This window comes from Methanocella sp., assembly GCF_035506375.1.
Lineage (GTDB): Archaea > Halobacteriota > Methanocellia > Methanocellales > Methanocellaceae > Methanocella.
On the sequence record NZ_DATJPM010000062.1, the window covers coordinates 1 to 21,301 of the forward strand.

A 21,301-nucleotide genomic window follows, 5' to 3' on the forward strand; every position below is an offset into this window, starting at 1 on the left:
GAGCAATCTGGTGATAGAAATGGACATAAAAGTACTTGAAGAAAAGAAGAACCCGCTCCTCCAGAGGCGCGAGGTAAAGTTCAGCGTATCTCACAACCTGGGCACCCCGTCCAGGGACGAGATCAAGGCGAAGATCGCCGCTTACCTGAACTCGAAACCTGAATTAGTCATCATCGATAACATGAAGTCGGAGTTCGGCAAGCGCGAGACGAAGGGCTATGCCAAGATCTACGAGACCGTCGAGCATTTGAAGAAGACCGAGACCGAGCACATCGTCCAGCGGAATGCCAAGAAGGAAGCCCCCAAGAAAGAAGGCGAGGCGGCCACGGCAGCGCCGGCGGCGGAGCCGAAGAAGTAAGTGAGGCTTTATCATGGCAGATAAGAAACCAGCAGCAAAGGGGAACAAGGGCAAGAACCTGAAGTCCCGCATGTATGAAGTGAAGGAAGGCAAGGTCGTCCGCAAGGGCCAGTCGTGCCCCAGGTGCGGCGACGGCGTATTCTTAGCCAGCCACGCGGACCGCTTATCTTGCGGCAAGTGCGGCTATACCGAGTACAAGAAGAAGTAACATAAAACCTGTCAAGTTTTATGGCCATAACTATCACCGGCGAGGACGCTCCCCCAAGTCGGTTGATGATTATAGGTATGCCGTCTGCATAGGACGTATTACCCTGTGCAAGGCGGCGTACGATAACATTTTAATAAAATAAAATGGTGAGCCCGGGCTTTCTCTTATTATGGCTGTCCGCGACTTTTCGGGATACCCCTTAGTCTTCTATCGGTTGTTTTTTATTCTATGAGGGTATACCAGTGATGGGGCATATTACGTGGTTTTCAGCGCTGGCTTTAAATTTCCTGCCAAGATGTTAATCCTTGCTTTTTTCACGGCAGTGGTGAATGTTGTTATTTACCATAGTCTTTTTTTCATTAACCTGGCGCCGGGGCCGATTCCCAACACGTTATACATTATCGTCTGGTACCTCGTCTTTTTTATCGTATACATTGGCATCATCGGCACGATTATGAAGACTTTCATTCCAGGATCCAGTCATCACGTTCCGATGGAGCTTGACCACAAACAAGAGAGTCGGATGGAGCCGAAGCTCAAAGATCCTGCCGAGACCCTTGAGGAGGATGTTTTCAAAGCCATCCGCCAGGACAATCATGTGGCGACGACGTGGAAGTCCACGAGGATTAAGGATATAAACGCAGTAGCCCCGATATACAAATATCATTGGGAAAAGGTACGATTTGGCGGGAGACCCATCCCGGCTTTGCATCGGGTTGACGATGATGTGCCAACCGCAGCCACCATGCAGACGAAGATGAAAAATGTAAACATGATGGCCCATTTATTCAAGTATCACTGGGGCCATGGCCCATACGATGCGAAAACAAACATCGTCAGTGTATACCCCCGGGACCTTGTCCGTGTATCACCACGGGACAAAGAGGAAATTAATGATCCAAAAACCTCTAAGTTTATTTTAGTTTTACCCTCGAAGGCAATTTTAGCCTTGCCGCCAGCTTTAATAGAGCATCAGGACTAGCTGGCTATTCAGGCCGCCGAAATACATGCAAGTAAAAAAGTCCCCGTCAATTATGAAAATATTGTTAAAAAGTTACGTCGTACTCTGCGGAACCTTCCCATTTGATGGTTCTATTGCTTTGGCCATCTCGTGATTGAAGTAATCGACGACTTCCTTGCCTTCGATGAAGACGAAGCCATGCCTTTTCGCATAGGCGATGGCGTCCTGCTTCTTGAGGGCCTTGCCGGTCTCGCCGTTGAGCATCTCGCACATGACCATGGCGGGAGTTATGCCTGCCGCTCTTGCCAGCACTATCGACAACTCGGTCTGGCCTCTACGGTCTTTCAGCAGACCCGGTGCCGCCCTGAGCAGGGGCATGTGGCCGGGAGACCTGAACTCGGCGCCGAAGTTTACGTGTTCTCCATTCATGGCCTTCTTCGTTATCTCGCCCAGCTTCGTGATCGTTAAGGAACGGTCATTGTCGGTGATGCCCGTGAAGGTCTTGCGGTGGTTGACCCACAGCGAGAACGACGACTTCGTGTCATAGGGGATGTCGCCGACCCTCTCGTATATTGATTCGATCGCCTTGAAGCCGTTGCCGGAGTTGCCCGCGAAGCGGAGGACGTCGACGATGTAAGGGATGCCCAGCTTATCGCAAATGACGGGATCGATGGCCGTGCAGATGAGGCCGCCCGCGTCACGCCGGAGGCGGTATACCTCTTTGGGCGTGGTGGTCTCAGCCGGTATCACGATGTCGGTCTCGGTCTCGCGGTCGTCGAAGTCGTATAAGAGTATGGGCTGCCCGCCCTGTAATGCCTTGATCGCTTCCTGTATCATTCAAGTATCACCTCTACCTCGTCCCCGTCTTTGAGGCCAAGCGTTTTCCTCAGGTTCACGGGCGCGATGATCTCCACTAAATTCAAGGGATAGCTCGAGCGGTCGGGCCTCATGACTGCACACCGGATGCCATCTATCCGGACTACGTAGCATTTGCCGCCGCCGAATGTCCTCGTGGCGTCCTTAAAGCCCTCGATCTTGATCGCAGATGCCTCAGGGTGGGCGAACGGCTCTTTTAGCTGTAAATTCAGCGTTCCCGGGTACGGCTCAAAGCCCAGCTTTTCCTTAAACTGTTCCCGGTAGCCGTCCAGCGAAATGTAGTACTGGCCCTCGCCCAGGCCCGTCGTGACGCGGCCCTTGATGCGCTGAACGTGCCCGTCCTCGAAGATCTTACGGTAGTCTAAAAACTCCGCATTTAGCCTCGAAACGCCCTTGTCCGTGAGCCTGACCTCCTGGCCCTCGGTCGTGACAAGCCTGCTGATGTACCCCTGCTTCTCCAAATGCACCAAACGGCGGGCGGCCGTCTGGGCACTCATGCCTATGGTCGAGCCGAGCTTGGCCGAGGACAGACGGACATTTCCCTTTGCGGCGCCCATGAGGGCGAGCTTTTTCAGGATCTCGACTTCCATGTGGTCCCTCAAATTTAAGATGCATATCATGTATGATAAAGCGATATATAATGTTTCTCATAATCAGGCAAAGCTCATTTGCTTACATATTTTTAAGCTTACAAAGTTAACAAAGGCACTATTTTTCACTACAATGGCCAGTAGTTCCGTGTTTGCTTGTTAACCGTTTCATTTCATGACCTATGTACAGCCCTCCGGTGGGTATCACGAAGCCACGAAATTTTTTTATATCCCACGTAAGGGCCCGAATTCACCAAGCTTCATGCCGGGCGTTTAAAACACGAAACAAGCGGCCCGAAGGCGCTAAATCTCAAAAGCATTTGAAACACGAGGGACGGCATGGACTCCATCGTTATGCTTTCTTCCATGTTTCAATGACTTTCGAGGGGTTCGTGCCATTTGAGACGCTTGTTTCGTGTTTTAAACGCCAAAGCATCTACTTTGAGCCTTCGGGCCCTTACGTGGGATATGAAAACATTCGTGTTTTCGTGTTACCAACCGGCGGCGCCCGCTCCCCAAGAAGACTGAACAAGTAAAGACTAGCGATACAAACCGGCAGTCTACACTAAAATCGGGTAGAACAGCGGTTAAAGAACAACACGGAACTACTGCCATTGTGGTGAAAATAGTGCCTCAGTAAACTTTGTGAACTTAAAAATCGACAGATAAGAAGGCATTAAATAACTGTTATACGGCCGTCGCGGTAGACGGGCACGATTGGAAAACGGTTGATGTCCCGGCATATCATGTCCACGTCGTACTCGTAGCCGAGCCCAATAACTCTCTGCCCTGCCTGCGAGCCGCGGATCCTTTCAAGCAGAGCCTGGCACTCCGCATCATTTTGAATAAAACGCTCAGCCTGGTACATGAAATAGCCCCGGCCCAGCAGGACGGCCACGACCTCGATGAGGCTCGCCGCGTTCAGATCCTCTTCCGAGCTAAGGGGATTCGTGGCTAAAAGATAAACCCGCTCCTCGGGCATGATGCGCTCGGCCACGGCGCCGGCGTTGAGCGTGCTGCCGATGATGCCGCCCTCGGTCATGATCCTCGTGCCATTGGTGGTGGTCATGACCACTGTTTTATCCTTGATGTCGGCGCTGAGGATTTCCGTCGGCGAGTTGTTGTAGTCGAAGCCGCCGATCTTGACACCGTGGCGCTCTCCGATAGTCACGGCGCCCAGCTCCTTGCCCAGTGCAAGGGCTTTGTCGGCATCTTCCACCGGTATGACCTCCCGGGCGCCGGACGATAGGGCCGCCACTATGGTGGAGGATGCCCGGAGGACGTCGACGATGACGGGGACGCCTTCCGGCTCGGACTCGTATTGCTGCTTGCCTTCGGGGCCGATGAGATAACGCATGCGGGCGATTGAATGCTTTTTAGGATATAAAGCTTTATCGAGCTAATCGAATGTAATTACGCGGCATAGGCGATAAGACACGCCGCGGCCCTCGGCACTAATATCGTAGGCGCAGCCTGATACCTTCGCCGTATTGCCGCTCCGCTCGACCAGGACCCCGCCGATGCTTTCCATATTGTTGTCAGGATGGGCGGCCGCGTATTCGGCGGCCAGGCTATCGTTAAAAGTGAAACGATAAAATATGCCATGTTTTAAAAGCTCCTCCGACACGTTACCCGAGGAAGAGTTCGCCGCATCCTTAAAGCCCGAGACGGCATGGAACCGCCCGTCCCACGTAGCGGAAGTGTAAAATATGGCTGTCCGCCGGAGCGCGCATTCCTGGGCCCAGCGTATATTTGCCATGCCATCGCCGGATAAATGCCTCCCGTCCGCATAAGCGCTATCGTTCACGGCCGCCACGCATGCCACGACGCCCAGGAGACAAATGCACGCGAGCAGCGCCGACAGCAGGATCATCTGGCCCAGGTCATCCATTTAAGCCCTCCACAGGGTCAGCTTACAGTCGAGCATAATCCCGGCGTCACCGCAGGCGATAAAGGGCATGACGTACATATCCGCTCCTGTAGCCGGACTCTGGCCTATTGTGCCATAGGGCGTCTCCATAAAATAATAAGTACCCGGAGGCAGCGTGTGAAGAATATCGGCGGATAGCTCGTCCGAGCTATCGTTCCACTGCGCTGCCGAAGATAAGGTAAAGCCGAGAGAAGGGTGTTCGATGGAACCGGCCCTGAACTCCATGACGTTCAGCATGTCGGATGATAGCAGGCCCAGGCTGTCATCCCGGCCGGCGTGTGTGAGCGGCGCTGCAGAGTTCACGTAATACAGCGCCCCGATGACGATCACCGTTGCCAGGGCCGCCTCTATGAGGTGGACGGCGCCCCCGTCATTGAGCTCCAACGTCCTTCCTCCAGAGGTAAACATACAGGACGGCATCCCTGTATATGCCGTCCTCATCCTTGATGGACGCGATGCGGACCGATTTACACACATCTTTGGTGTCCGGGGGAAGCGGGTAGCCTGCTGTCCTGGAGATCGACCCGTCGCTGGTATTTATTTCCAGCCTTAAGCCATACTGCTCTTTTTCATCGTCCAGCCCCGCCGCTTTCTTCAGCGCCGACGCGTTAAACATGTACAGGCCGTCGACCTTGTAGGTGGAGAGAATGTTCGGGTCGCCCGTAGATAGCCCGATGATCGTCGGGCTGCGGGCGGCCGAAGGGCTGAAGTACCAGTCAGAGGGGTCTCCGGCGTCTTTCAGCAGTACGTCGCCGATGCCTTCCGCGAGCGGCTCGAGCTCTCCAGCGTAGCTTACTGTAAGCCCCGCGGATATGGCGTTGGTTGCCGTGAAGAAGGTGCAGACCAGCAGTATCGCCAGCACCGTATAGGCGGCCGCAAAGTCGATGGAGAACGCCATATCGACACCTAGTCCATCGTTAGAGTTTTTGATGAGCTTTCATACACGATGCGATGCGCGCCTTGCACGCTTGCCATGAACCCGTCGATCACAACACCTTCAGGAATTATCATCGGCGCCTCATACGTCTCATGGCCTACGAGCACGTGGACAGACCGGTCGTCTTCCGAGGCGTATATGAGGTAGCTCTGCCCGCATATGCGTCCCGGAAGATCGACCTCCTCAGCAACGGAATCCCCGCTTTCTACTGCCGAGGATATGCGCTCTCCCACGCGTGCCGCCACATCGTAAGCGGACTTTGCTCTGGCATCGGCGGAGGCCGTATTGCTGAAGCTTCCGAGCCCGGCGAATATCGCCGTAAAGATCAGCAGCGATATGCCCAGGAGCGCCACATACTCGGATACGATCGCTATGCCCGTATCGTCATTCATGAACACAGACCTCCGCGCGCGAGCAAAAAATATCCGACACCCCGGCGCTGACGGCTTTTAATGCGCCGCTCTCGTGGGTAACGGAGAACCCGCACTCCTCGAAGGCCGCTTGCCACGCGGACGGGTCCCCGCTCCTGACATAGATCACGGCGCTGCCGCTATCCGGTATGTGCCAGGCGAGAGGCGCGGAGGAGTTGCATTTGACGTATACCGTGACGGGGCCCGAGTGCCTGATAAATGACGCCCCCGATATGGACGTGAGCGACATGTACAGCGCTTTCTTGCCCGAAGGGAGCACGGCCGTGTGGATAGCGAGTCTTCTTTCCGAATTCGCCAGCCCGGTGTCGTTAGATATGACCGCCCCTCCCTCGAATGTCACGGACCTGAACGGCGAGGTTATGGCCGCGCTGCCAAGGGGAATGAACGCCAGCGGCATTGTGTCCGAATATATGCTCACGGATCGAAAATCGTCGTGCCTGTCCCTTATGACGAGGTCGCATCCCGAAGGCACGCTCATCTCGAATGCCGTGTCAAAGGTGTTGTTCGACTGTACAGTGCCTGCGACGACATTATCTAATAAGCGGAGCGACGAGATCGAGCCCTTATACTCGAGGCTCTTTTCGCTCTGGGAAAGCGTCCCCATGCTCCCGGCGAGCAATGCCACCGAGGCGATGGAAACGACGGCGACGATCACGGTATAGCCCATAAGCTCCGACACGCCGCGATCGTCGATCATATACCGTAACCCCCCAGTAGGTTATATCCGGGAAAGATGACGAGCTCATACACGAGGAACGTTAGTAAAAGAAGTAAAGCGGCGTCCCGGGCGCCTCCATATATGCTGGCATCGCGCATCTCCCCGATGGTGAGCCCGGTGCACAGGGCTACGGAGACGGATAAAACGTAATATGGCATGACCGAGTCCCGGGTAACGACGCCCTCCACGCCCGACGCAAGCCTCATTTCGCTGGAGAGGTGCATGAAGGATGTGAGGCAGAGCATGGTGACCGCTAAAAAAATAACGGCCGTGAAATAGATGACGAATATCGATGAGGAGATCCCCGACTGCCGCTCTTTTTTCAGCGACCCGGAAAGCCTTCCATCGGAGGCGACGGCCTTCAAAATGCTCTCCAGGCTGGAGCTTGTGGTGAGCGCTTCTACGATGACCGATACGGACCGGTCGATATAGCTGTTCTTTGCCCTGGAGGCCATGGCGCGGAGCGCGAAGGCGATATCGTAGCCTTCCTCTTCCACCTCGGACAGCATGCGGCATACCTCGTCGGAGATAATGCCGTACTCGTGCCGGGATACCCGCTTGAGCGCCTTCACGATCGAGCCGCTGGCCTTTACCTGCTCGGACAGGTCGTAGAAGAATTCCGGGGCCTTGGACTCCACATCCGAATCGTAGACGGCCACGGTCCTGTGTGCGTACGCTACCGGGATCAGCGAGACCAGGAGGCCGGCGAACAGCCCCATGTCTATGCCGGACGTGAGCGCGAACACGATACATCCGATAGCCATGCCGCCTGCCGCGGAAGCGGCGGTCACGGCAGGAAGACCGATCGATTTTACCAGCAAACGGGCATCCGATATATCGATCGTACCATGCTGGATGACGTTAAGCTGCATATCAGGCCTCCGGGTTCGAGGCTTTCATCATGCGGATGACGATGAAGCTGCCCAGGGGAACGACGATAAGCGCGTCCAGCCACACGATGGAATCGTTGGCCAGCCATCCAGCCATGTTGAACACCAGGTTGATGAGCGATATGAAGATCGAGGCGATGCCGACGAGCGACAGGAAGACCGACGACAGCCCCTGCATACTGTCGTTGAACCTTCTCACGTCCATGCGCTTTCTCTCGGTATAGGCCTCGTACTTGCCCCGGAGGTATCCTTTCAGGCTGCCGCCGCTGCCATAGACCTCGGCGAGGCCGATGAGCAGCTCCTGCCAGGACAAGGAGGGCGACGTGGCCTGAGCCTGTCTCAGGGCTGACACTATGTCCATGCCGTCTTCCTCTACGAGCGACAGGATATAGGCCGCCTCGAGCGCGACATCCCTGCCATAGACGCCGCCCAGGTTCGATATGTTCTCGAACATGTTCTTCAGGGGGACGTTCGACTCTGCCATGGTCAGCATGAACCCTGCGGCGTGGACGATGTTCGCGTCGATGAGGGAGCCCCGGTAATCCCTGGCCGACCTGACCGAGTAAGCGCGGACATTGTACGCGAGCAGCGCTGCACCTATAAAAATGAATGGAATGAGAATTAATGTAATAATGTCGAAAGCGATGCCCATGACAAATAGCAATATAAGGTATCCGGCGGCGGCCAGTACAGCTGAAGACAGCGATATGAGCAAGGTCCCGTACATCCATTCCTCGAAATCACTCTCCGCCCTGCACTTCTCGTAGTTTGACCGCGATACTTTTGCCCGTAGAGCCATGGGACGGGATATCTTCTCGAATGGCTCAATCATAGGCGTAATCCCCCAGCGTTATGTCGCCATCGAAGGCCGGGTGCGCCAAAATGAACCTGAGCAGGCCCTTCCGGTCCCGGTGGTATGACTCGACGATCTTTTTGATGCGCGCCTCGTCGACGACGCTGTTTTCGCCGATCCATCGCAACACGGCCGCCCGCGAGCTCAGCTCCTCGATGAGCCGGCCGTCGTCCCAGCCCCTGTCGCCGCGAATGTTTTCCAGCACTGCTGATTGCCCCTCCCTCATTGAGATACGGTCACTGGCCGGGTCCCATTCAAAGAGCTCGTTGATCTTTAGCGTGCTGTCCTCGCCGACTCCTGTGATCTCGCTGATCGAGCGGCAACGCCGTACCTTGATGTCGACGGGCCCGGACTGGACGTTTACCATAGCGAGGTTGACGCACAAGGAGAGGCTGGCGGCTGTATGGGGAGGTATATTGAAAGGGGCGTTCAGGACGCGGTTGAAGAAGCTCGCCGCGGAGTCCGCGTGGAAGGTCATGAGCACCGTGTGGCCGGAGTTGATGCCGTGTATCGCGGCCCGGGCGCCTTCCGGCGTCCGGACCTCGCCCACGATGACGTATTCGGGCCGCTGGCGAAAAGCGGCTAATAGCAGGTCGAACTCGGTGATTGGCGCTTCGCCGGCCTCCCGCACGACGAGGGGCGTCCAGTTCTGCGATGACAGCCTCACTTCCCGGGTATCCTCGATGGTGACGACCTTGTGCTTATCGGTGATGAAGCCGCTGACCGCGTTGAGCGCGGCCGTCTTACCCGAGGCCGTGCCACCGATGAACGCCATGCTGCACCGGTTCTCCATGGCCAGCCACAGGAATGCCAGCGACTCGGGCGAAAAGGTGCGCTGCCTCAGCAGCTCGGCCGCCCTCCTGGTCCGGTTAGCCACACGGATGGAGAACGTCGAGCCGTTGGAGCTGACTTCCCTGTATATGGTGCCATTGAGCCTGGACCCGTCCGGCAGCGATACGTCCTGGATGGGGTGGGCGGCGCTGATGGACTTTCCGCCTTTCTGCACCAGATAGAGGATAAAGTCGTCCAGCTCCTCTTCTGTATTGAAAGTGATGCCCGTGGGGATAGACTCGTACTCGGGCATATAAACGTAGACGGGGCTTCCGTAGCCGTTGCAGCTCACGTCCTCCACGTTCTCGTCCCGGAGCAGGGCGTCGATCTTCTTATAGCCCCAGAAATCGCGCTCGATGAAGTACCGCATTTTATCTTTTAGAGAGGCGGGCACGCTTCTTTCCATGCATAAGCGCTCGAACTTCTGGCGGATACGCTTCCGGCCCCCGGATTTCTTCATTGCCTCGAGTTCCCCGCGGGGCTTTTTATGCAGCTCGGCAACGATAGCGTCATGTACTTTACATTCGTCGCAGTTCATCGTGGGCTCGATCAGGTCATACCGGCATTTTCCCGACATGGCGTCCCAGAGGATCTGTACACTGCAATGGCTGTCGATCCTGTAGCTTTTAACCACTTCCACGCCGCCGGAGCGCTCAACAGGCCGGGGTTCCTCATCTTTCGGGGCGGGCGGCTCAGCCGCAGTGCCCTTTACATTACCGGCCTTGAGGCTTTTTCTCGGCCCGTCATCGTCCACGCTCAATAGTGCATCCCGCGCAAGGCTCATCGTTAACACCGATAATTAATTTCTTATAATTGTAAATAAGTAATACGCATATTATTTATAATTTGTTGTAACTAATGTGATTGAGGAATTAGCATATGGCTGACGACCTTAATTCGTGGCATAACACTCTGGAAAAGGGCATCACGGGTTTATTCCCGGGCGTAGAAAAGGTTGTCGTATCATCGGGAGGGCGCAGTTATCCTGAAGACTCCGGCCTGCAATGGCTCATCGCATGCATGGGAAGCCTGAAGGCCAGCGAAGTCCTTATTGAGGACGGCTGGGGAAAGCTGCTGGTGGTCAAGTACGAGTACGGCGACATGGCCGTCGCTGCATTCTACAGGGATGGCATTGCTCCGGGGGACCTTTCCCGCCTTATCGGGCTCATGTTCGCCGGCCGCGGGCAGCGAAACTGTATCCGGCCGTATATTCCGGCCTCGGACGTGGAGCGCCTTGCCGGTCGCTGGAGGCGGGCCATCGCCCTTATTTTCGGGGAAAAATTCGCGTCGCTCCTTGTCGATAAAGCGCTGGGGGAAGGGAACAGGGAAGCAATGACACCTGGCGACCTGGAGGCCGCGAGAGCCTTCATCTCCTCGGCGCTCGGCGACTGCCTGGCGTTAGACAAAGTTAATAAATGAAGCGCGTCTTTTAAGGCATGTCAGGCACCCATACGACAAACCTTATGGCTTCTCCTGCGTACGATAAACCTTATCGTACTTCACAGCTTTATAACAACATCCCATAGGTGAATGTTCTTGATATTACCCGACGTGCAAGCCGGCAACCCCGACGTCAGGATCAGCTTAACGAAGGTGGGCGTCACCGAAGTCAAGAAGATGGTGGAGATCGCCCGCGGCTCGAAGAGGCCCATCATCCTGATACCCACGTTCGACATTTTCGTGGACCTTCCCTCCAACCGTAAGGGCGCAAACCTCTCCCGGAATCTCGAGGTCATCGACAAGGTCCTGGAAGACGCCATAAAGGAGCCCGTCTACGCGATAGAAGATTTATGCGTCGACGTGTCCAGGGAACTCCTGGCCAAGCACGAGTACTCGTCCCGTGCCGAAGTGAGCATGCAGGGAGAGTACATGATGAAGCGCCGCTCGCCTGTGACGAACATGGAGTGCCAGGAAGTCTACGACATCTGCGCCGACGCCGTGGCAGTCCGGGGTGGCCTCATCAGCAAGGGCATCGGGGCCCGGGTCATCGCCATGACGGCGTGCCCCTGCGCGCAGGACATCATGAAGGCCGAGGCCGAGCATAAGCTGCGGAAGCTCGGGGTAAAACAAAGCCAGATCGAGGAATTTTTAGATGATATGCCCATGCCCACGCACAACCAGCGCGGCATCGGCTCCATAAAGATAGAATTCGCCGACCACCGGGACGGCGAGAATAAGCGTATCTCCATCGAGTCCATTATAGACATCATAGAGCAGTCCATGAGCTGCCGGATGTTTGAGCTACTGAAGCGCCAGGACGAGGAGTATGTAGTCCGGACCGCCCACCAGAACCCGAAGTTCGTGGAGGACTGCGTCAGGGCCATGGCCAAAAACCTCGTGCAAAGGTTCCCGGACCTTAGCGACGACACGGCAATAACCATCAAGCAGGTCAACGAGGAGAGCATACACCGCCACAACGCCTTCGCCGAGAGGTACGCCACCTTCGGCGAGCTTAAGAAAGAAGTGAACGGCAAGGCGACCGTTAAGGCGAAGGAAGCCTCGAAGCCCGTCGTGTCAAAGGTCGGGCGGAAGAAGGCAATGACTTAGCCTTTTTACCGCTACAATTTTAAGTGTGGCTGAAAAGTCTTGAGCGTTCTTATTGGCTATAGCAGCCGTATAGAGGCGAGCAGGGCCGTGATGGCGTGATAGCCGTTGCCGATGCCTGACTGCAGAAGCGTCACGGGGTCGGTTATGTGGAAATAGTATACCAGGATGGCCGCGCCCAGGATAGTGCCCAGCATGCTGCCGACGTTGGCCACGGCGGCTACGGCGATGGCCTTAAACAGCTTATTATTGAACATGCCCTTGAGCGTCTCGACGACCCCTGCCTCTTCGTCTCCGCTGCCCAGCAGCGTATTCAGGTCCTCCATGGTGGGCGGATACTGGGATGCCTCGACGACGCCGGCCAGCCAGCCGATGGCTAGCACGGGGTTGAGGAACGCGTACCAGGCGAGAGCGAAGGCCGTCGCGATCGATTTCCAGTGGCCCCCGACGGCCGCCACGAACAGGGCCGATAGCATGCCCTGGACGATAAAGAGCACGACGAGCGCCACGAATAGCTGTTGCAGTGGAATGCCCGAAAGAATTAGCAATACGAATATCAGTATAATGGAGAGCACGATCAGCGCGCTGAAGATCTTCAGCCAGGGTATGTGCCGCTTCTTCGGCACGGTAGAGATGGCCTCGATGGAGGGGATCGTCTCCGGGTGCTCAAGGTACTTATGGATACCTTCACGGTGCCCCGCCCCCACGACGCCGAGCACGCGCTTCGTCTTCGCGATCTCGAGCAGATTATGGGCCAGGTACGCGTCCCGCTCGTCAACCAGGACTTCGGCGACGGTGGGCGTGTATTCCCTGAGCTCCTCGATGAGGCTGGAGACCACGTCCTCCTGGGTGATCTTGTCGATGTCGATGTCCTTCGTGCCGATGCCCAGCGAGGCCAGGATGAGCGAGTAGCCCATCCGTAACTTTTCGAGGAGAGACATCTTCGCCCAGAAGCGGGCGAGCGTGATGCCCAGGTCACGGTCGATGAGCGCTATGCTCAGGTGGCGGGCGTTGGCGGCGTCGATGGCGGCCAGCATCTCCGAGCCGGGCTTCACGCCCATTTCGGCGCCGACCTTGCGCTGGACGAAGGCCAGCATGGTCTGGATCAAAAAGATCGCCAGGTTGTTGCCCTTGAGGAGCTCTTTTATGGGTATCTCCTTGTTCTCCTGGTTACCCTCCTTCAGCGAGCGGTAGCGGCGGGCGTCGAGCTCGATCGCGACGACGTCGGGCTTATAGGCCTCGATGGCCTCCTCGACCTCCTTAACGCTTTTTTCCGACACGTGGGCCGTGCCTACGAGCATGATGTTATCCAGAGGATTCTGAGAAACGCGTATTTCAGCCTGTGTGTCCGCCTGTCCTTCGATCAACTTTTTCACGACCGGTACTGTAAAGAGTTTTAATGATTATCAATTTTATTGTTAATTTTTTATATTTAAGCGTTGGGTAAGTTTACTCCGGCCCGGGCCACTTCATAGAGCTCCAGGGCCTTGAGCATGTCCGTCCTCGAGACGATGCCCGCGATGCGGTCTCCTTCCATCACTACGAGACGCCCGATCTTGTTAGTCGACAGCTTTTGAAGCGCCGTGAACGCATCATCATCGGGTTTCAGCGTTATAACGTTTCTGGTCATGATGTCGCGGACCGGCGTCGTCGCCCGGGCATCCACGGGCACATGGGACACGTCCGTAAGCGTCACGATGCCGACCATTTTGCCCGCGTCCACGACTGGATAGCCGAGGTGCTTGAGCTTGAACATCGTGTCGATGGCCTGCGAAGCTGTGGCGTTCGCGTCCATGGTGTGCACGTCCGCCGTCATGATGTCCTTTACTTTTATTCCCTCCAGCGTCATGGACGTCGTCGTCGCCTGCTCCTCCTCGCCCGCCGCCATGTAAATAAACAGGGCGATGACGATGAACCACAGGCCGCCGAACGCCCAGGTCAGGATGCCGATGAGCGCCAGGATATAGGCGAACAGCTTGCCGATGCTGACGGCGATGCGGGTGGCCCGGATGTAAGGCATCCTCTCCGCCAGGAATCCACGCAGGACCCTGCCGCCGTCCATGGGGAAGGCCGGCAGGATGTTGAATACGCCGAGGGCGATGTTCATGTATGCCAGGAGGGCAATCATCGTGCCCGCGTATGAGCCCGGATTCTGCATTCCCGGCACAAGGAAGTATATGGCCGCGAAGACCACGCCGAGCACGACGCTGATCGCCGGCCCGGCGAAGGCCATGAGCATCTCGACCGCGGGATTCCTCGGTATGTCCTCCATCTCCGAGACTCCGCCGAACAGGAAGAGCGTGATGCCCCCGATCTTTATGCCGTTATGCACGGCGACATACGAGTGCGCCAGCTCGTGGATGAGCACGCAGGCGAAAAGCAGTATCGCCCCCAGCAGGCTCAGGCCTATGCGAAGCCAGAGGTCGGGCACGCCGCTAAAGCCGAGAGGCGCGGGGGAGGTCGCGAACGCGAAGGCGATAAATGGAAGTATGAGTAAAAATGTTACATGGAGCTTTATGGGAATGCCCATTACGCTCCCGATTTTAAGCGAAGACACCATAACGTTTTAATATTATCTAACAAAGTATATATCATTATATGGCTATAAGTTGGGGAGAGGATACTTAATGATTGCTGATATAACCTCTTTATTCGACCTGAACGTGTATACTGACAAGGGGAAATACGTGGGCAAGGTGCAGGACGTCCAGCTCGAGGCGAACGAGAGGAAGATCTCCGGCCTGGCGCTGGGTAATGTCAACAAGGACCTGTTCGACGTGGAGACCAAGGGCGTCATCATCCCGTACAGGTGGGTGCTCGCCGCGGGCGACATCGTCATCATAAGGCAGCCGAACGTCAGTCTCGGCGAGAAGGGCGAAGAAGCCGAAGAGATATAAGCTCCTCGACCTCGACCCATTCCTTTTTTAATTGCAATCGTAATTATTCAGCCAGTTAATACCCTTTAAAAATAATAAGAATGCACGAATACGATTTCAGCCACGAGGTTACTCTAAGCGGGCCAGAAGCGACACGAATACATTATTAAATATTTTAAAAATATTGGTGCGGCCTGGTGTAAACTTGGTGCCGCTTGTTAGCACAAGAGTTTCAACCCCACCAGGTTTACACCAGGCCACACCAATATTATTTATATCACCAGGCGGCACCAGGGCTACACCAGGCAGCACCAACGATTTTTAATTAGTCTTAGAGAGCTTAGAGCCAGCTTCGAGCTACTTTGAGGCTGAAAAAGTCTTCGAGCAACTTAGCCTTTCTTAGAGGGTCTTGTCAAGCATTAGTCTTCTAGAATATACGAGCCATTCTTGTCTGGCGGCACCAGCTTTTTTAAGTAAATAAAGCTCAGAGCACAGGCGACGCCTGCCGCTCCCACGACGAGCCACACGTACATGCCCGGCAGGTGGTCCAGGAGTATTCCGCCCAGCAGCGGCCCGACCGCAAAGCCCAGGGTGCTCGTCAGCCCGCTGATGCCCTGGTACCGGCCGCGGTTCTCCTCCATGGACAGGTTGGCCGTAAGGGTCGTCTGCGGGGGCATGTACGTTAACTCGCCCAGCGTGACGATGAATATGCATAAGGCCAGCATCAGGAAACTGTGAGAGAACGCGACGAGCCCGAAGCCCAGCGCGTAGAGCATCACGCCGATGCCCATGGACAGGGTGAGCCGGTAGCGGTCCGTGAGCCTGGTCACGAAGTACTGCGCCGCCACGACCATGATGCCGTTGATGGCGAAGAGCATGCCGATCTCCGGCTCCGAGAGCCCCACGAACCCCTTCGAGTAAACGGAGAGCGGCGAGTACATCTGCGAGTAGACGATTGAGACGAGGAACACCAGGACGGAGAAGACCATGAACGGCCTGTCGTCCGGTATTTTGCGCAGGTCCGTCAGCCTGAACCGCCGTGCCGGCATACACGTTCGCGTATCGCCGATGAAAAAGACGACAAGGAATAGATAGATACTGCTGGTGATGGCCGTGAAATAAAACATCGACGAGTAGGACAGGAGCGCCATGAAACCGCCCACCATGGGCCCTAAGGCGAACCCGGCATTCTGCCCGATGCGTAACAGGCTAAACGTCTCCAGGCGCTTTTCCGAAGGCACCAGGTCGGTGGCGATGATATTAGGTATAGGGCGGAAGAGCCCGGTGGCGACTCGGGTCATGCAGAGGATGAGCAGGTAGAGCCCGTAATTCGCTTTCGCGCCGACCGCCCACCCGAGCAGCAGGAAGCTGGTTATGAGGATCGCCAGGCCCAGGATGAAGGTGAAACGACGGCCCAGCCGGTCGCACATCTCGCCGCCTACGAACTGGAAGATGGCCCCCACGAACGACGAGACGAACATGGCGAACCCCACGAGGCCCGCCGAAACTCCCTGGTAGTAGTAGAGGTAGATGGAAATGAAGGGCATCACGATGGACATGCCGAACTGGTTTAGGGCCATGCCGAAAAAGAGGACCCACAGCCTCCGGTCATACGAGGGCAGCCTTACATTGTTAAGTATGTTCACGGACATGGCGATCGCGGCTGATGAAAAATGGTAATATACAATACCGATAGATAAATATAATGTTATTTGGTGGCCTATGGCAGACGAGCGATTCAAGGTAAAGGAGATCTATAAGGATATCCGGGCGCTGCCGCCTGTCGTCATACGGGCCGACGGGCGCAACTTCAAGGAGTCACTGGCCAGGCTCAGATTTAAGAAGCCCTACGACCTGAAGTTCGAGAAGGCGATGATGGCCGCGGGGCGCGCACTCATGGAGTCCAGCGGCCTGGGGCCGCTCTGGGTGTACACGTTCTCGGATGAATTCAACATCTTCTTTAAGGATCTTCCTTTCGACGGCCGCGTAGAGAAGCTCGACTCCGTGGTGCCCTCGTTCCTGTCCAGCGCCCTGACGCTCGCCTTAAAATTGAGCACGCCCCTGGCCTTCGACGCCCGCGTCGTTCCCCTGCACTACGAGGACGTGGCGGGCTACCTGCAGTGGCGGCAGGCGGAGGCATGGCGCAACCACATGCAGTCCTACGGCTTTTACATGCTCATCAGGGAGGGCCTGGCGGAGCCGCAGGCGTCGAAGCAGCTGCGCGGCATGAAGTTCGAGGACATCCACGAGATGATGTGGCGGCGCGGCGTGAACCTGAACGAGACGCCCGCGTGGCAGCGGAAGGGCGTGTTCATCTACAAAAAAATGGTCGTCAAGCGGGGCTTCGACCAGGGAAAAAAGGAGAACGTCCGCGTGAGGAGAACGGAGGTCGAGGAGTCCTGGGACCCGCCGTTGTTCGGGTCAAAAGAGGGCGAGGCTTTTTTAAAGAGCCTGAAGCTCTTCTGAAGAGCCTATAGTCGCTTTAGTTAGTATTTTACAGGGGTTGCCCGCCGCAACGACAGGCGCAGTGCCTTCATGCGAAGGGCTACAAGCTCGCTGTCACTGGCATTGTGAAGTTCCCCCGCCAGCATTTTTTCTCTTTCTGTGGCCATGTCCGTATATTAGTTAAAATGGCCGTGGCTAAAACGATAACTACAATAAAATGAAAGAAAAATTATGCTGTGTTGAATATGCCCTTATAAAACTTAAAAATAAAGGAGTAATTCAACACAGTACGAAATAGACAAGGTTAATATACTTGTTTTAATTATGGTAGATGAAGCTTAGAGGAATCCGGATTGATAAGCGTCATCGTCCCTGCGTACAACGAGGAGAAGAGGATAAAGACGACCCTCGAGGATTACAGCGAGGGTCTGAAGGCCGCGGGCAGGGAGTTCGAGCTGATCGTCGTCTGCGACGGGAACGATCGCACCGCCGCGCTGGCCGGGCCATACGGGAAGGTGCTGGAGTTCGGCCACCGCCTGGGAAAGGGCGGCGCCGTGCTGGAGGGCTTCAAGGCAGCCCGTGGCGATATCGTAGGCTTCACCGACGCCGACAACTCGCTCAAGGTCGACCAGTTTTTACGCTTACTGGACGAGATGGACAGGACGGGAGCGGGATGCGTCATCGCCGACCGCAAGTCCAGAGAATCCGTGATTATGGAGGGCCAGTATCTTTTCCGGCGGTTCGCCAGCGAGGTGTTTAATTTTATGTTGTCCCGCGTCATCTTCGGCCTGAAGATCCGGGACTCCCAGTGCGGGGGCAAGGTCTTCAAGAAGGAGTACATCGATCAGGTGGCGCCATTAATGGAATGCCGGGGCTTCGAGTTCGACGTGGAACTGCTATGGAGACTGAAGAATGCAGGCTGCGAAATAAAAGAGGTGCCCGTCGTATGGAAGGACGACAAGGGGAGCACTTTTAGCTTCAAGTACGTGCCCTCGATGTTCTTTAATTTAATGAAGGTCAGGCTGGAATTAAAGTGATAGTATCGAATCCGCCTTGCCAAGGGCAGATATGATTGCAATATGTTTATTAACCCCATGATACTATTTTTAATATCACAATTGCCGGGGTTAGCGTTTTGGAGCGATGGGGCATATTCGGGTTCGGCCATTATCTCAGCGATATAGCCGATATCATCCATGCCAGGCAGGACAGGATCTGCGCCATCATCAACAATATTAATCCAACCGAAAAGCAGTGGGAAGACCTCAAACGGAGAATAGCGCTATTTGGCTATGACGTCCCGGTCATTGAGATTTCGGACTTTAAGCCCCGGCCGGATGAAAAATATTTTTACGGGTTCTTCGACGGCAGGGACCAGGTCCTGGCCGACTTCAAGCGTAACTATGGGATCATGTTCTCGCCCCTCGTGCATCCTGCGGCGTATTTGGGCTCCAATGTCCGCTACGGCGAAGGCGCCCTAATTTCCCCCCATGCAGTTATAGGCCCCAACAGCCGGATAGGGAATTTCACGCGGGTCAACCGGGCCTCGACGATCGGCCATGATACGGAGATCGGCGACTTTTCAGACGTGGCCCCGGGAGCCGCTATAGCGGGCCGTGTCTGGATAGGGAACAGGACGATGATCGGCATAGGCTCTACGGTCATCGATGGGATACACATCGGTTCCAACTCGGTGGTTGGCGCGGGGTCGGTCGTCGTCAAGGATGTGCCGGACAACGTGGTCGTTGTCGGCGTACCGGCAAAGATATTGAGGAAAAATGAATAGAGTATAGCTGTCGTGTAGAGGGGAAAAATGGTATACATCAATGGACAACCAGCCGGGAAATTGATCATACAGCTAGCGCCGACCGGCATGATCCCTTCGCGTGGTGACACGCCTAACGTGCCCATTACTCCCGAAGAGATCGCGAAAGATACGAATGAGGCATATCGTCTGGGCGCCTCGGTAGTCCATTTGCACGCGAGGGATGGCGAAGGCCGCCCCACCTACCTTAAAGAGGTTTATGGTAATATTATTTCACTGATAAGAGAAAAGTGCCCCAACATCATCATCTGCGTGTCGACGAGCGGAAGGATGGACATGGATATCGGCCATCGGTCTGAGGTCCTGAGCCTCCGGCCTGACATGGCCAGCCTGATGATGGGGCACGTGAACTTTTCTATTAACCCTAGCATCAACACAATGGATACGATCCGGCGGCTGGCATGCGCTATGAACGACAGGGGAATAAAGCCGGAGCTCGAGATATTCGAGCCGGGGTTCATCAATACGGCAAAATACCTCGCCAGGAAAGGCTATTTGAAAACGCCATTACACTTCAATCTTTTATTAGGTTCCCTCGGGGACATGCCGGCAGATTTCCGGGACCTTGCCTACCTGGTCGAATCCTTGCCGCCCGGCAGCACCTGGTCCGCAGCCGGTATTGGCAGGTTCCAGACACAGATCACGGCCGCCGCCATATTGATGGGCGGCCACGTGAGGACCGGCATCGAGGACTCCATATACTATAATTACGAGACCAGAGAGCTCGCGACGAATAAAGGCCTGGTCGAGAGGGCGGTCAGGATGGCCCACGAACTAGGAAGGGATATCGCTACGCCTGCAGAGGCGCGGGAAATACTGGGCCTCGAGCGAAAGGCACAAAAATAGACTGTTGAGACATCGAGTTGAGGGAAAAATGATCGTCCCATATAACCGGCCATATATCGCGGGTAACGAGCTTCGATACATCAGCGAACTGCTCCATTCCGGTAATACTATCGCAGGGGATGGCCATTATACAAAAAAGGTCAACGAATTCATCGAAACGACTTTTAGCGCGAAAAAAGCATTAATGACCACGTCTTGTACGGGCGCCCTGGAACTGGCGACATACTTACTTAGACTTAAGAAAAAGGACGAGGTCATACTGCCTTCGTTCACGTTCGTATCGACGGCAAATCCCGTATTGCTCGCCGGGGCAAAAATCGTCTTCGCGGAGATCGACGAGAGCACTATGAACATCGACCCCGACGATATCCGGCGCAAGATCACACCAAATACCAGGGCAATTTACCCCGTTCATTATGGCGGCGTCGCCTGCAAAATGGACGAGATCACGGAGATCGCCCAGGAGCACGGGCTCGCCGTCGTCGAGGACTCCGCGCACGGCGTGAACGCCCGGTACAAAAACCGCTACCTCGGAACGCTGGGCGACTTCGGCTGCTATAGCTTCCACGAGACAAAGAACTATTCCTGCGGGGAGGGCGGCGCCCTGCTGATAAATACGGACGATAAAAAAATCATCGAGCGGGCGGAGGTCCTGAGAGAGAAAGGCACGGACAGGAGTAAGTTTTTCCGGGGCGAGGTCGATAAATACACCTGGGTCGACATCGGCTCCAGCTATCTGCCGAGCGATATTCTCGCCGCGTTCTTATACGCCCAGCTTGAAAGCCTGGACACGATCCAGCGTAAGAGGCTCAGGATCTATAACGCCTATAACAAGGCGCTCAAGCCGTACGAGAATAGCGGATCGCTGAGATTACCGATCGTGCCGGGCTACGCGCAGCATAACGCCCACCTGTATTACGTCTTATTCAATGATGCAAGCGCCCGTGACGCAGTCATGCAGCGGCTCAGGGCGCGCAGCATCCTCGCGATATTCCATTATCTGCCCCTCCACTCCTCGCCCATGGGGAAAAAGCTGGGGTATAAAGCGGGAGATCTGCCCGTGACCGAAAGCGTGAGCAAAAGATTATTACGGCTGCCAATGTACGCGGGCATGACGAATGAAGAGTTCGCGTATGTAATTTCAGCGCTCAGGGAAGCCATCGAAGAGGAAGTCGTGTAAAA

At 55.5% G+C, this 21,301-nt stretch carries 25 protein-coding genes and 1 pseudogene; 11 read left to right on the plus strand and 15 right to left on the minus strand.

The window, feature by feature from the left end; genetic code table 11:
• The 3 genes from VMC84_RS08205 to VMC84_RS08215 all read left to right on the plus strand — a co-directional run.
• Positions 1 to 358 (plus strand): hypothetical protein (locus tag VMC84_RS08205; protein WP_325379503.1); only part of this gene is annotated, 358 nt, incomplete at its 5' end.
• Between the two features lie 13 nt (positions 359 to 371).
• Positions 372 to 566 (plus strand): 30S ribosomal protein S27ae, encoded by a 195-nt coding sequence (locus tag VMC84_RS08210; protein ID WP_325379505.1) that lies wholly within the window; start codon positions 372 to 374, stop codon positions 564 to 566.
• 259 nt (positions 567 to 825) lie between these two features.
• Positions 826 to 1,548: a hypothetical protein gene (locus VMC84_RS08215; RefSeq protein WP_325379507.1), complete on the plus strand. Its 723-nt coding sequence runs from the start codon at positions 826 to 828 to the stop codon at positions 1,546 to 1,548.
• 72 nt (positions 1,549 to 1,620) lie between these two features.
• Here the strand turns inward: VMC84_RS08215 and ribB are convergent, their stop codons facing one another.
• From ribB to VMC84_RS08270, 11 genes are all read right to left on the minus strand, one after another.
• On the minus strand, positions 1,621 to 2,364 hold the full coding sequence (gene ribB, locus VMC84_RS08220; RefSeq protein ID WP_325379509.1) for a 3,4-dihydroxy-2-butanone-4-phosphate synthase: 744 nt from the start codon (positions 2,362 to 2,364) through the stop codon (positions 1,621 to 1,623).
• Positions 2,361 to 2,993, minus strand: a complete 633-nt coding sequence (locus VMC84_RS08225; protein WP_325379511.1) for a DUF120 domain-containing protein — start codon at positions 2,991 to 2,993, stop codon at positions 2,361 to 2,363. The genes ribB and VMC84_RS08225 overlap by 4 nt, the downstream gene beginning before the upstream one ends.
• A gap of 676 nt (positions 2,994 to 3,669) precedes the next feature.
• Positions 3,670 to 4,350: a 2-phosphosulfolactate phosphatase gene (locus VMC84_RS08230; protein ID WP_325379513.1), complete on the minus strand. Its 681-nt coding sequence runs from the start codon at positions 4,348 to 4,350 to the stop codon at positions 3,670 to 3,672.
• A gap of 42 nt (positions 4,351 to 4,392) precedes the next feature.
• Positions 4,393 to 4,884: a DUF7261 family protein gene (locus VMC84_RS08235; protein ID WP_325379514.1), complete on the minus strand. Its 492-nt coding sequence runs from the start codon at positions 4,882 to 4,884 to the stop codon at positions 4,393 to 4,395.
• Positions 4,885 to 5,307 (minus strand): DUF7262 family protein, encoded by a 423-nt coding sequence (locus tag VMC84_RS08240; RefSeq protein ID WP_325379516.1) that lies wholly within the window; start codon positions 5,305 to 5,307, stop codon positions 4,885 to 4,887.
• Entirely contained in the window at positions 5,294 to 5,821 is a 528-nt protein-coding gene (locus VMC84_RS08245; RefSeq protein WP_325379518.1) for a hypothetical protein, read from the minus strand. Before VMC84_RS08245 ends, VMC84_RS08240 begins: the two co-directional genes overlap by 14 nt.
• An 8-nt stretch (positions 5,822 to 5,829) precedes the next feature.
• Positions 5,830 to 6,252 (minus strand): DUF7266 family protein, encoded by a 423-nt coding sequence (locus tag VMC84_RS08250; RefSeq protein WP_325379520.1) that lies wholly within the window; start codon positions 6,250 to 6,252, stop codon positions 5,830 to 5,832.
• Positions 6,245 to 6,988: a hypothetical protein gene (locus VMC84_RS08255; RefSeq protein ID WP_325379522.1), complete on the minus strand. Its 744-nt coding sequence runs from the start codon at positions 6,986 to 6,988 to the stop codon at positions 6,245 to 6,247. Before VMC84_RS08255 ends, VMC84_RS08250 begins: the two co-directional genes overlap by 8 nt.
• Positions 6,985 to 7,881 carry a type II secretion system F family protein gene (locus VMC84_RS08260; protein WP_325379524.1) on the minus strand — a complete coding sequence of 299 codons (897 nt, stop codon included), beginning with the start codon at positions 7,879 to 7,881 and terminating at the stop codon, positions 6,985 to 6,987. Before VMC84_RS08260 ends, VMC84_RS08255 begins: the two co-directional genes overlap by 4 nt.
• Position 7,882: 1 nt before the next feature.
• Positions 7,883 to 8,731, minus strand: coding sequence for a type II secretion system F family protein (locus VMC84_RS08265; protein WP_325379526.1), 849 nt, complete (start codon positions 8,729 to 8,731; stop codon positions 7,883 to 7,885).
• Positions 8,724 to 10,367: a type II/IV secretion system ATPase subunit gene (locus VMC84_RS08270; protein ID WP_325379528.1), complete on the minus strand. Its 1,644-nt coding sequence runs from the start codon at positions 10,365 to 10,367 to the stop codon at positions 8,724 to 8,726. Before VMC84_RS08270 ends, VMC84_RS08265 begins: the two co-directional genes overlap by 8 nt.
• 95 nt (positions 10,368 to 10,462) lie before the next feature.
• Here VMC84_RS08270 and VMC84_RS08275 point away from each other — a divergent pair, with 95 nt between their 5' ends.
• Both VMC84_RS08275 and mptA read left to right on the plus strand, forming a co-directional pair.
• Positions 10,463 to 11,002, plus strand: a complete 540-nt coding sequence (locus VMC84_RS08275) for a hypothetical protein (RefSeq protein ID WP_325379530.1) — start codon at positions 10,463 to 10,465, stop codon at positions 11,000 to 11,002.
• Between the two features lie 111 nt (positions 11,003 to 11,113).
• A complete protein-coding gene (mptA, locus tag VMC84_RS08280) occupies positions 11,114 to 12,130 on the plus strand; it encodes a GTP cyclohydrolase MptA (RefSeq protein ID WP_325379532.1) in 1,017 nt (338 codons plus the stop codon).
• A 56-nt stretch (positions 12,131 to 12,186) separates the two neighbouring features.
• On the opposite strand, the gene VMC84_RS08285 is transcribed toward mptA, so the two are convergent.
• Entirely contained in the window at positions 12,187 to 13,503 is a 1,317-nt protein-coding gene (locus tag VMC84_RS08285; RefSeq protein WP_325379534.1) for a TraB/GumN family protein, read from the minus strand.
• A gap of 56 nt (positions 13,504 to 13,559) precedes the next feature.
• Positions 13,560 to 14,657: a CBS domain-containing protein gene (locus VMC84_RS08290; RefSeq protein WP_325379536.1), complete on the minus strand. Its 1,098-nt coding sequence runs from the start codon at positions 14,655 to 14,657 to the stop codon at positions 13,560 to 13,562.
• A 97-nt stretch (positions 14,658 to 14,754) separates the two neighbouring features.
• On the opposite strand from VMC84_RS08290, the gene VMC84_RS08295 reads away from it, so the two are divergent.
• Positions 14,755 to 15,024, plus strand: a complete 270-nt coding sequence (locus VMC84_RS08295; protein ID WP_325379538.1) for a PRC-barrel domain-containing protein — start codon at positions 14,755 to 14,757, stop codon at positions 15,022 to 15,024.
• A gap of 398 nt (positions 15,025 to 15,422) precedes the next feature.
• Here VMC84_RS08295 and VMC84_RS08300 read toward each other — a convergent pair whose 3' ends face one another.
• Positions 15,423 to 16,655, minus strand: coding sequence for an MFS transporter (locus VMC84_RS08300; RefSeq protein WP_325379540.1), 1,233 nt, complete (start codon positions 16,653 to 16,655; stop codon positions 15,423 to 15,425).
• 70 nt (positions 16,656 to 16,725) lie between these two features.
• On the opposite strand from VMC84_RS08300, the gene VMC84_RS08305 reads away from it, so the two are divergent.
• Positions 16,726 to 17,469 carry a tRNA(His) guanylyltransferase Thg1 family protein gene (locus VMC84_RS08305; RefSeq protein ID WP_325379542.1) on the plus strand — a complete coding sequence of 248 codons (744 nt, stop codon included), beginning with the start codon at positions 16,726 to 16,728 and terminating at the stop codon, positions 17,467 to 17,469.
• A gap of 50 nt (positions 17,470 to 17,519) precedes the next feature.
• On the opposite strand, the pseudogene VMC84_RS08310 reads toward VMC84_RS08305, so the two are convergent.
• Positions 17,520 to 17,615, minus strand: a pseudogene (locus VMC84_RS08310) (maltose acetyltransferase domain-containing protein); the annotation flags it as partial.
• Positions 17,616 to 17,801: 186 nt separating this feature from the next.
• Between VMC84_RS08310 and VMC84_RS08315 the strand changes: the two are divergent.
• The 4 genes from VMC84_RS08315 (at position 17,802) to rffA (ending at position 21,299) form a co-directional block, all read left to right on the plus strand.
• Complete coding sequence (locus VMC84_RS08315) at positions 17,802 to 18,485, plus strand: glycosyltransferase (RefSeq protein ID WP_325379546.1); 684 nt, start codon at positions 17,802 to 17,804, stop codon at positions 18,483 to 18,485.
• Positions 18,486 to 18,583: 98 nt separating this feature from the next.
• Positions 18,584 to 19,234, plus strand: a complete 651-nt coding sequence (locus tag VMC84_RS08320; protein ID WP_325379548.1) for a DapH/DapD/GlmU-related protein — start codon at positions 18,584 to 18,586, stop codon at positions 19,232 to 19,234.
• Between the two features lie 60 nt (positions 19,235 to 19,294).
• On the plus strand, positions 19,295 to 20,119 hold the full coding sequence (locus VMC84_RS08325; protein ID WP_325379550.1) for a 3-keto-5-aminohexanoate cleavage protein: 825 nt from the start codon (positions 19,295 to 19,297) through the stop codon (positions 20,117 to 20,119).
• 28 nt (positions 20,120 to 20,147) lie between these two features.
• The gene (rffA, locus tag VMC84_RS08330; RefSeq protein WP_325379552.1) at positions 20,148 to 21,299 is read left to right on the plus strand and encodes a dTDP-4-amino-4,6-dideoxygalactose transaminase; all 1,152 of its coding nucleotides are present in this window, start codon (positions 20,148 to 20,150) and stop codon (positions 21,297 to 21,299) included.
• The last annotated feature ends 2 nt before the right edge of the window (positions 21,300 to 21,301 follow it).

What these genes read in the sequence shown, in the direction of transcription:
- VMC84_RS08210 (WP_325379505.1), top strand. Translation starts at nt 372, where the DNA reads ATGGCAGATAAGAAACCAGCAGCAAAGGGGAACAAGGGCAAGAACCTG.
- ribB (WP_325379509.1), bottom strand. Translation starts at nt 2,364, where the DNA reads ATGATACAGGAAGCGATCAAGGCATTACAGGGCGGGCAGCCCATACTC.
- VMC84_RS08225 (WP_325379511.1), bottom strand. Translation starts at nt 2,993, where the DNA reads ATGGAAGTCGAGATCCTGAAAAAGCTCGCCCTCATGGGCGCCGCAAAG.
- VMC84_RS08230 (WP_325379513.1), bottom strand. Translation starts at nt 4,350, where the DNA reads ATGCGTTATCTCATCGGCCCCGAAGGCAAGCAGCAATACGAGTCCGAG.
- VMC84_RS08235 (WP_325379514.1), bottom strand. Translation starts at nt 4,884, where the DNA reads ATGGATGACCTGGGCCAGATGATCCTGCTGTCGGCGCTGCTCGCGTGC.
- VMC84_RS08245 (WP_325379518.1), bottom strand. Translation starts at nt 5,821, where the DNA reads ATGGCGTTCTCCATCGACTTTGCGGCCGCCTATACGGTGCTGGCGATA.
- VMC84_RS08250 (WP_325379520.1), bottom strand. Translation starts at nt 6,252, where the DNA reads ATGAATGACGATACGGGCATAGCGATCGTATCCGAGTATGTGGCGCTC.
- VMC84_RS08255 (WP_325379522.1), bottom strand. Translation starts at nt 6,988, where the DNA reads ATGATCGACGATCGCGGCGTGTCGGAGCTTATGGGCTATACCGTGATC.
- VMC84_RS08260 (WP_325379524.1), bottom strand. Translation starts at nt 7,881, where the DNA reads ATGCAGCTTAACGTCATCCAGCATGGTACGATCGATATATCGGATGCC.
- VMC84_RS08265 (WP_325379526.1), bottom strand. Translation starts at nt 8,731, where the DNA reads ATGATTGAGCCATTCGAGAAGATATCCCGTCCCATGGCTCTACGGGCA.
- VMC84_RS08270 (WP_325379528.1), bottom strand. Translation starts at nt 10,367, where the DNA reads ATGAGCCTTGCGCGGGATGCACTATTGAGCGTGGACGATGACGGGCCG.
- VMC84_RS08275 (WP_325379530.1), top strand. Translation starts at nt 10,463, where the DNA reads ATGGCTGACGACCTTAATTCGTGGCATAACACTCTGGAAAAGGGCATC.
- mptA (WP_325379532.1), top strand. Translation starts at nt 11,114, where the DNA reads ATGTTCTTGATATTACCCGACGTGCAAGCCGGCAACCCCGACGTCAGG.
- VMC84_RS08290 (WP_325379536.1), bottom strand. Translation starts at nt 14,657, where the DNA reads ATGGGCATTCCCATAAAGCTCCATGTAACATTTTTACTCATACTTCCA.
- VMC84_RS08295 (WP_325379538.1), top strand. Translation starts at nt 14,755, where the DNA reads ATGATTGCTGATATAACCTCTTTATTCGACCTGAACGTGTATACTGAC.
- VMC84_RS08300 (WP_325379540.1), bottom strand. Translation starts at nt 16,655, where the DNA reads ATGTCCGTGAACATACTTAACAATGTAAGGCTGCCCTCGTATGACCGG.
- VMC84_RS08305 (WP_325379542.1), top strand. Translation starts at nt 16,726, where the DNA reads ATGGCAGACGAGCGATTCAAGGTAAAGGAGATCTATAAGGATATCCGG.
- rffA (WP_325379552.1), top strand. Translation starts at nt 20,148, where the DNA reads ATGATCGTCCCATATAACCGGCCATATATCGCGGGTAACGAGCTTCGA.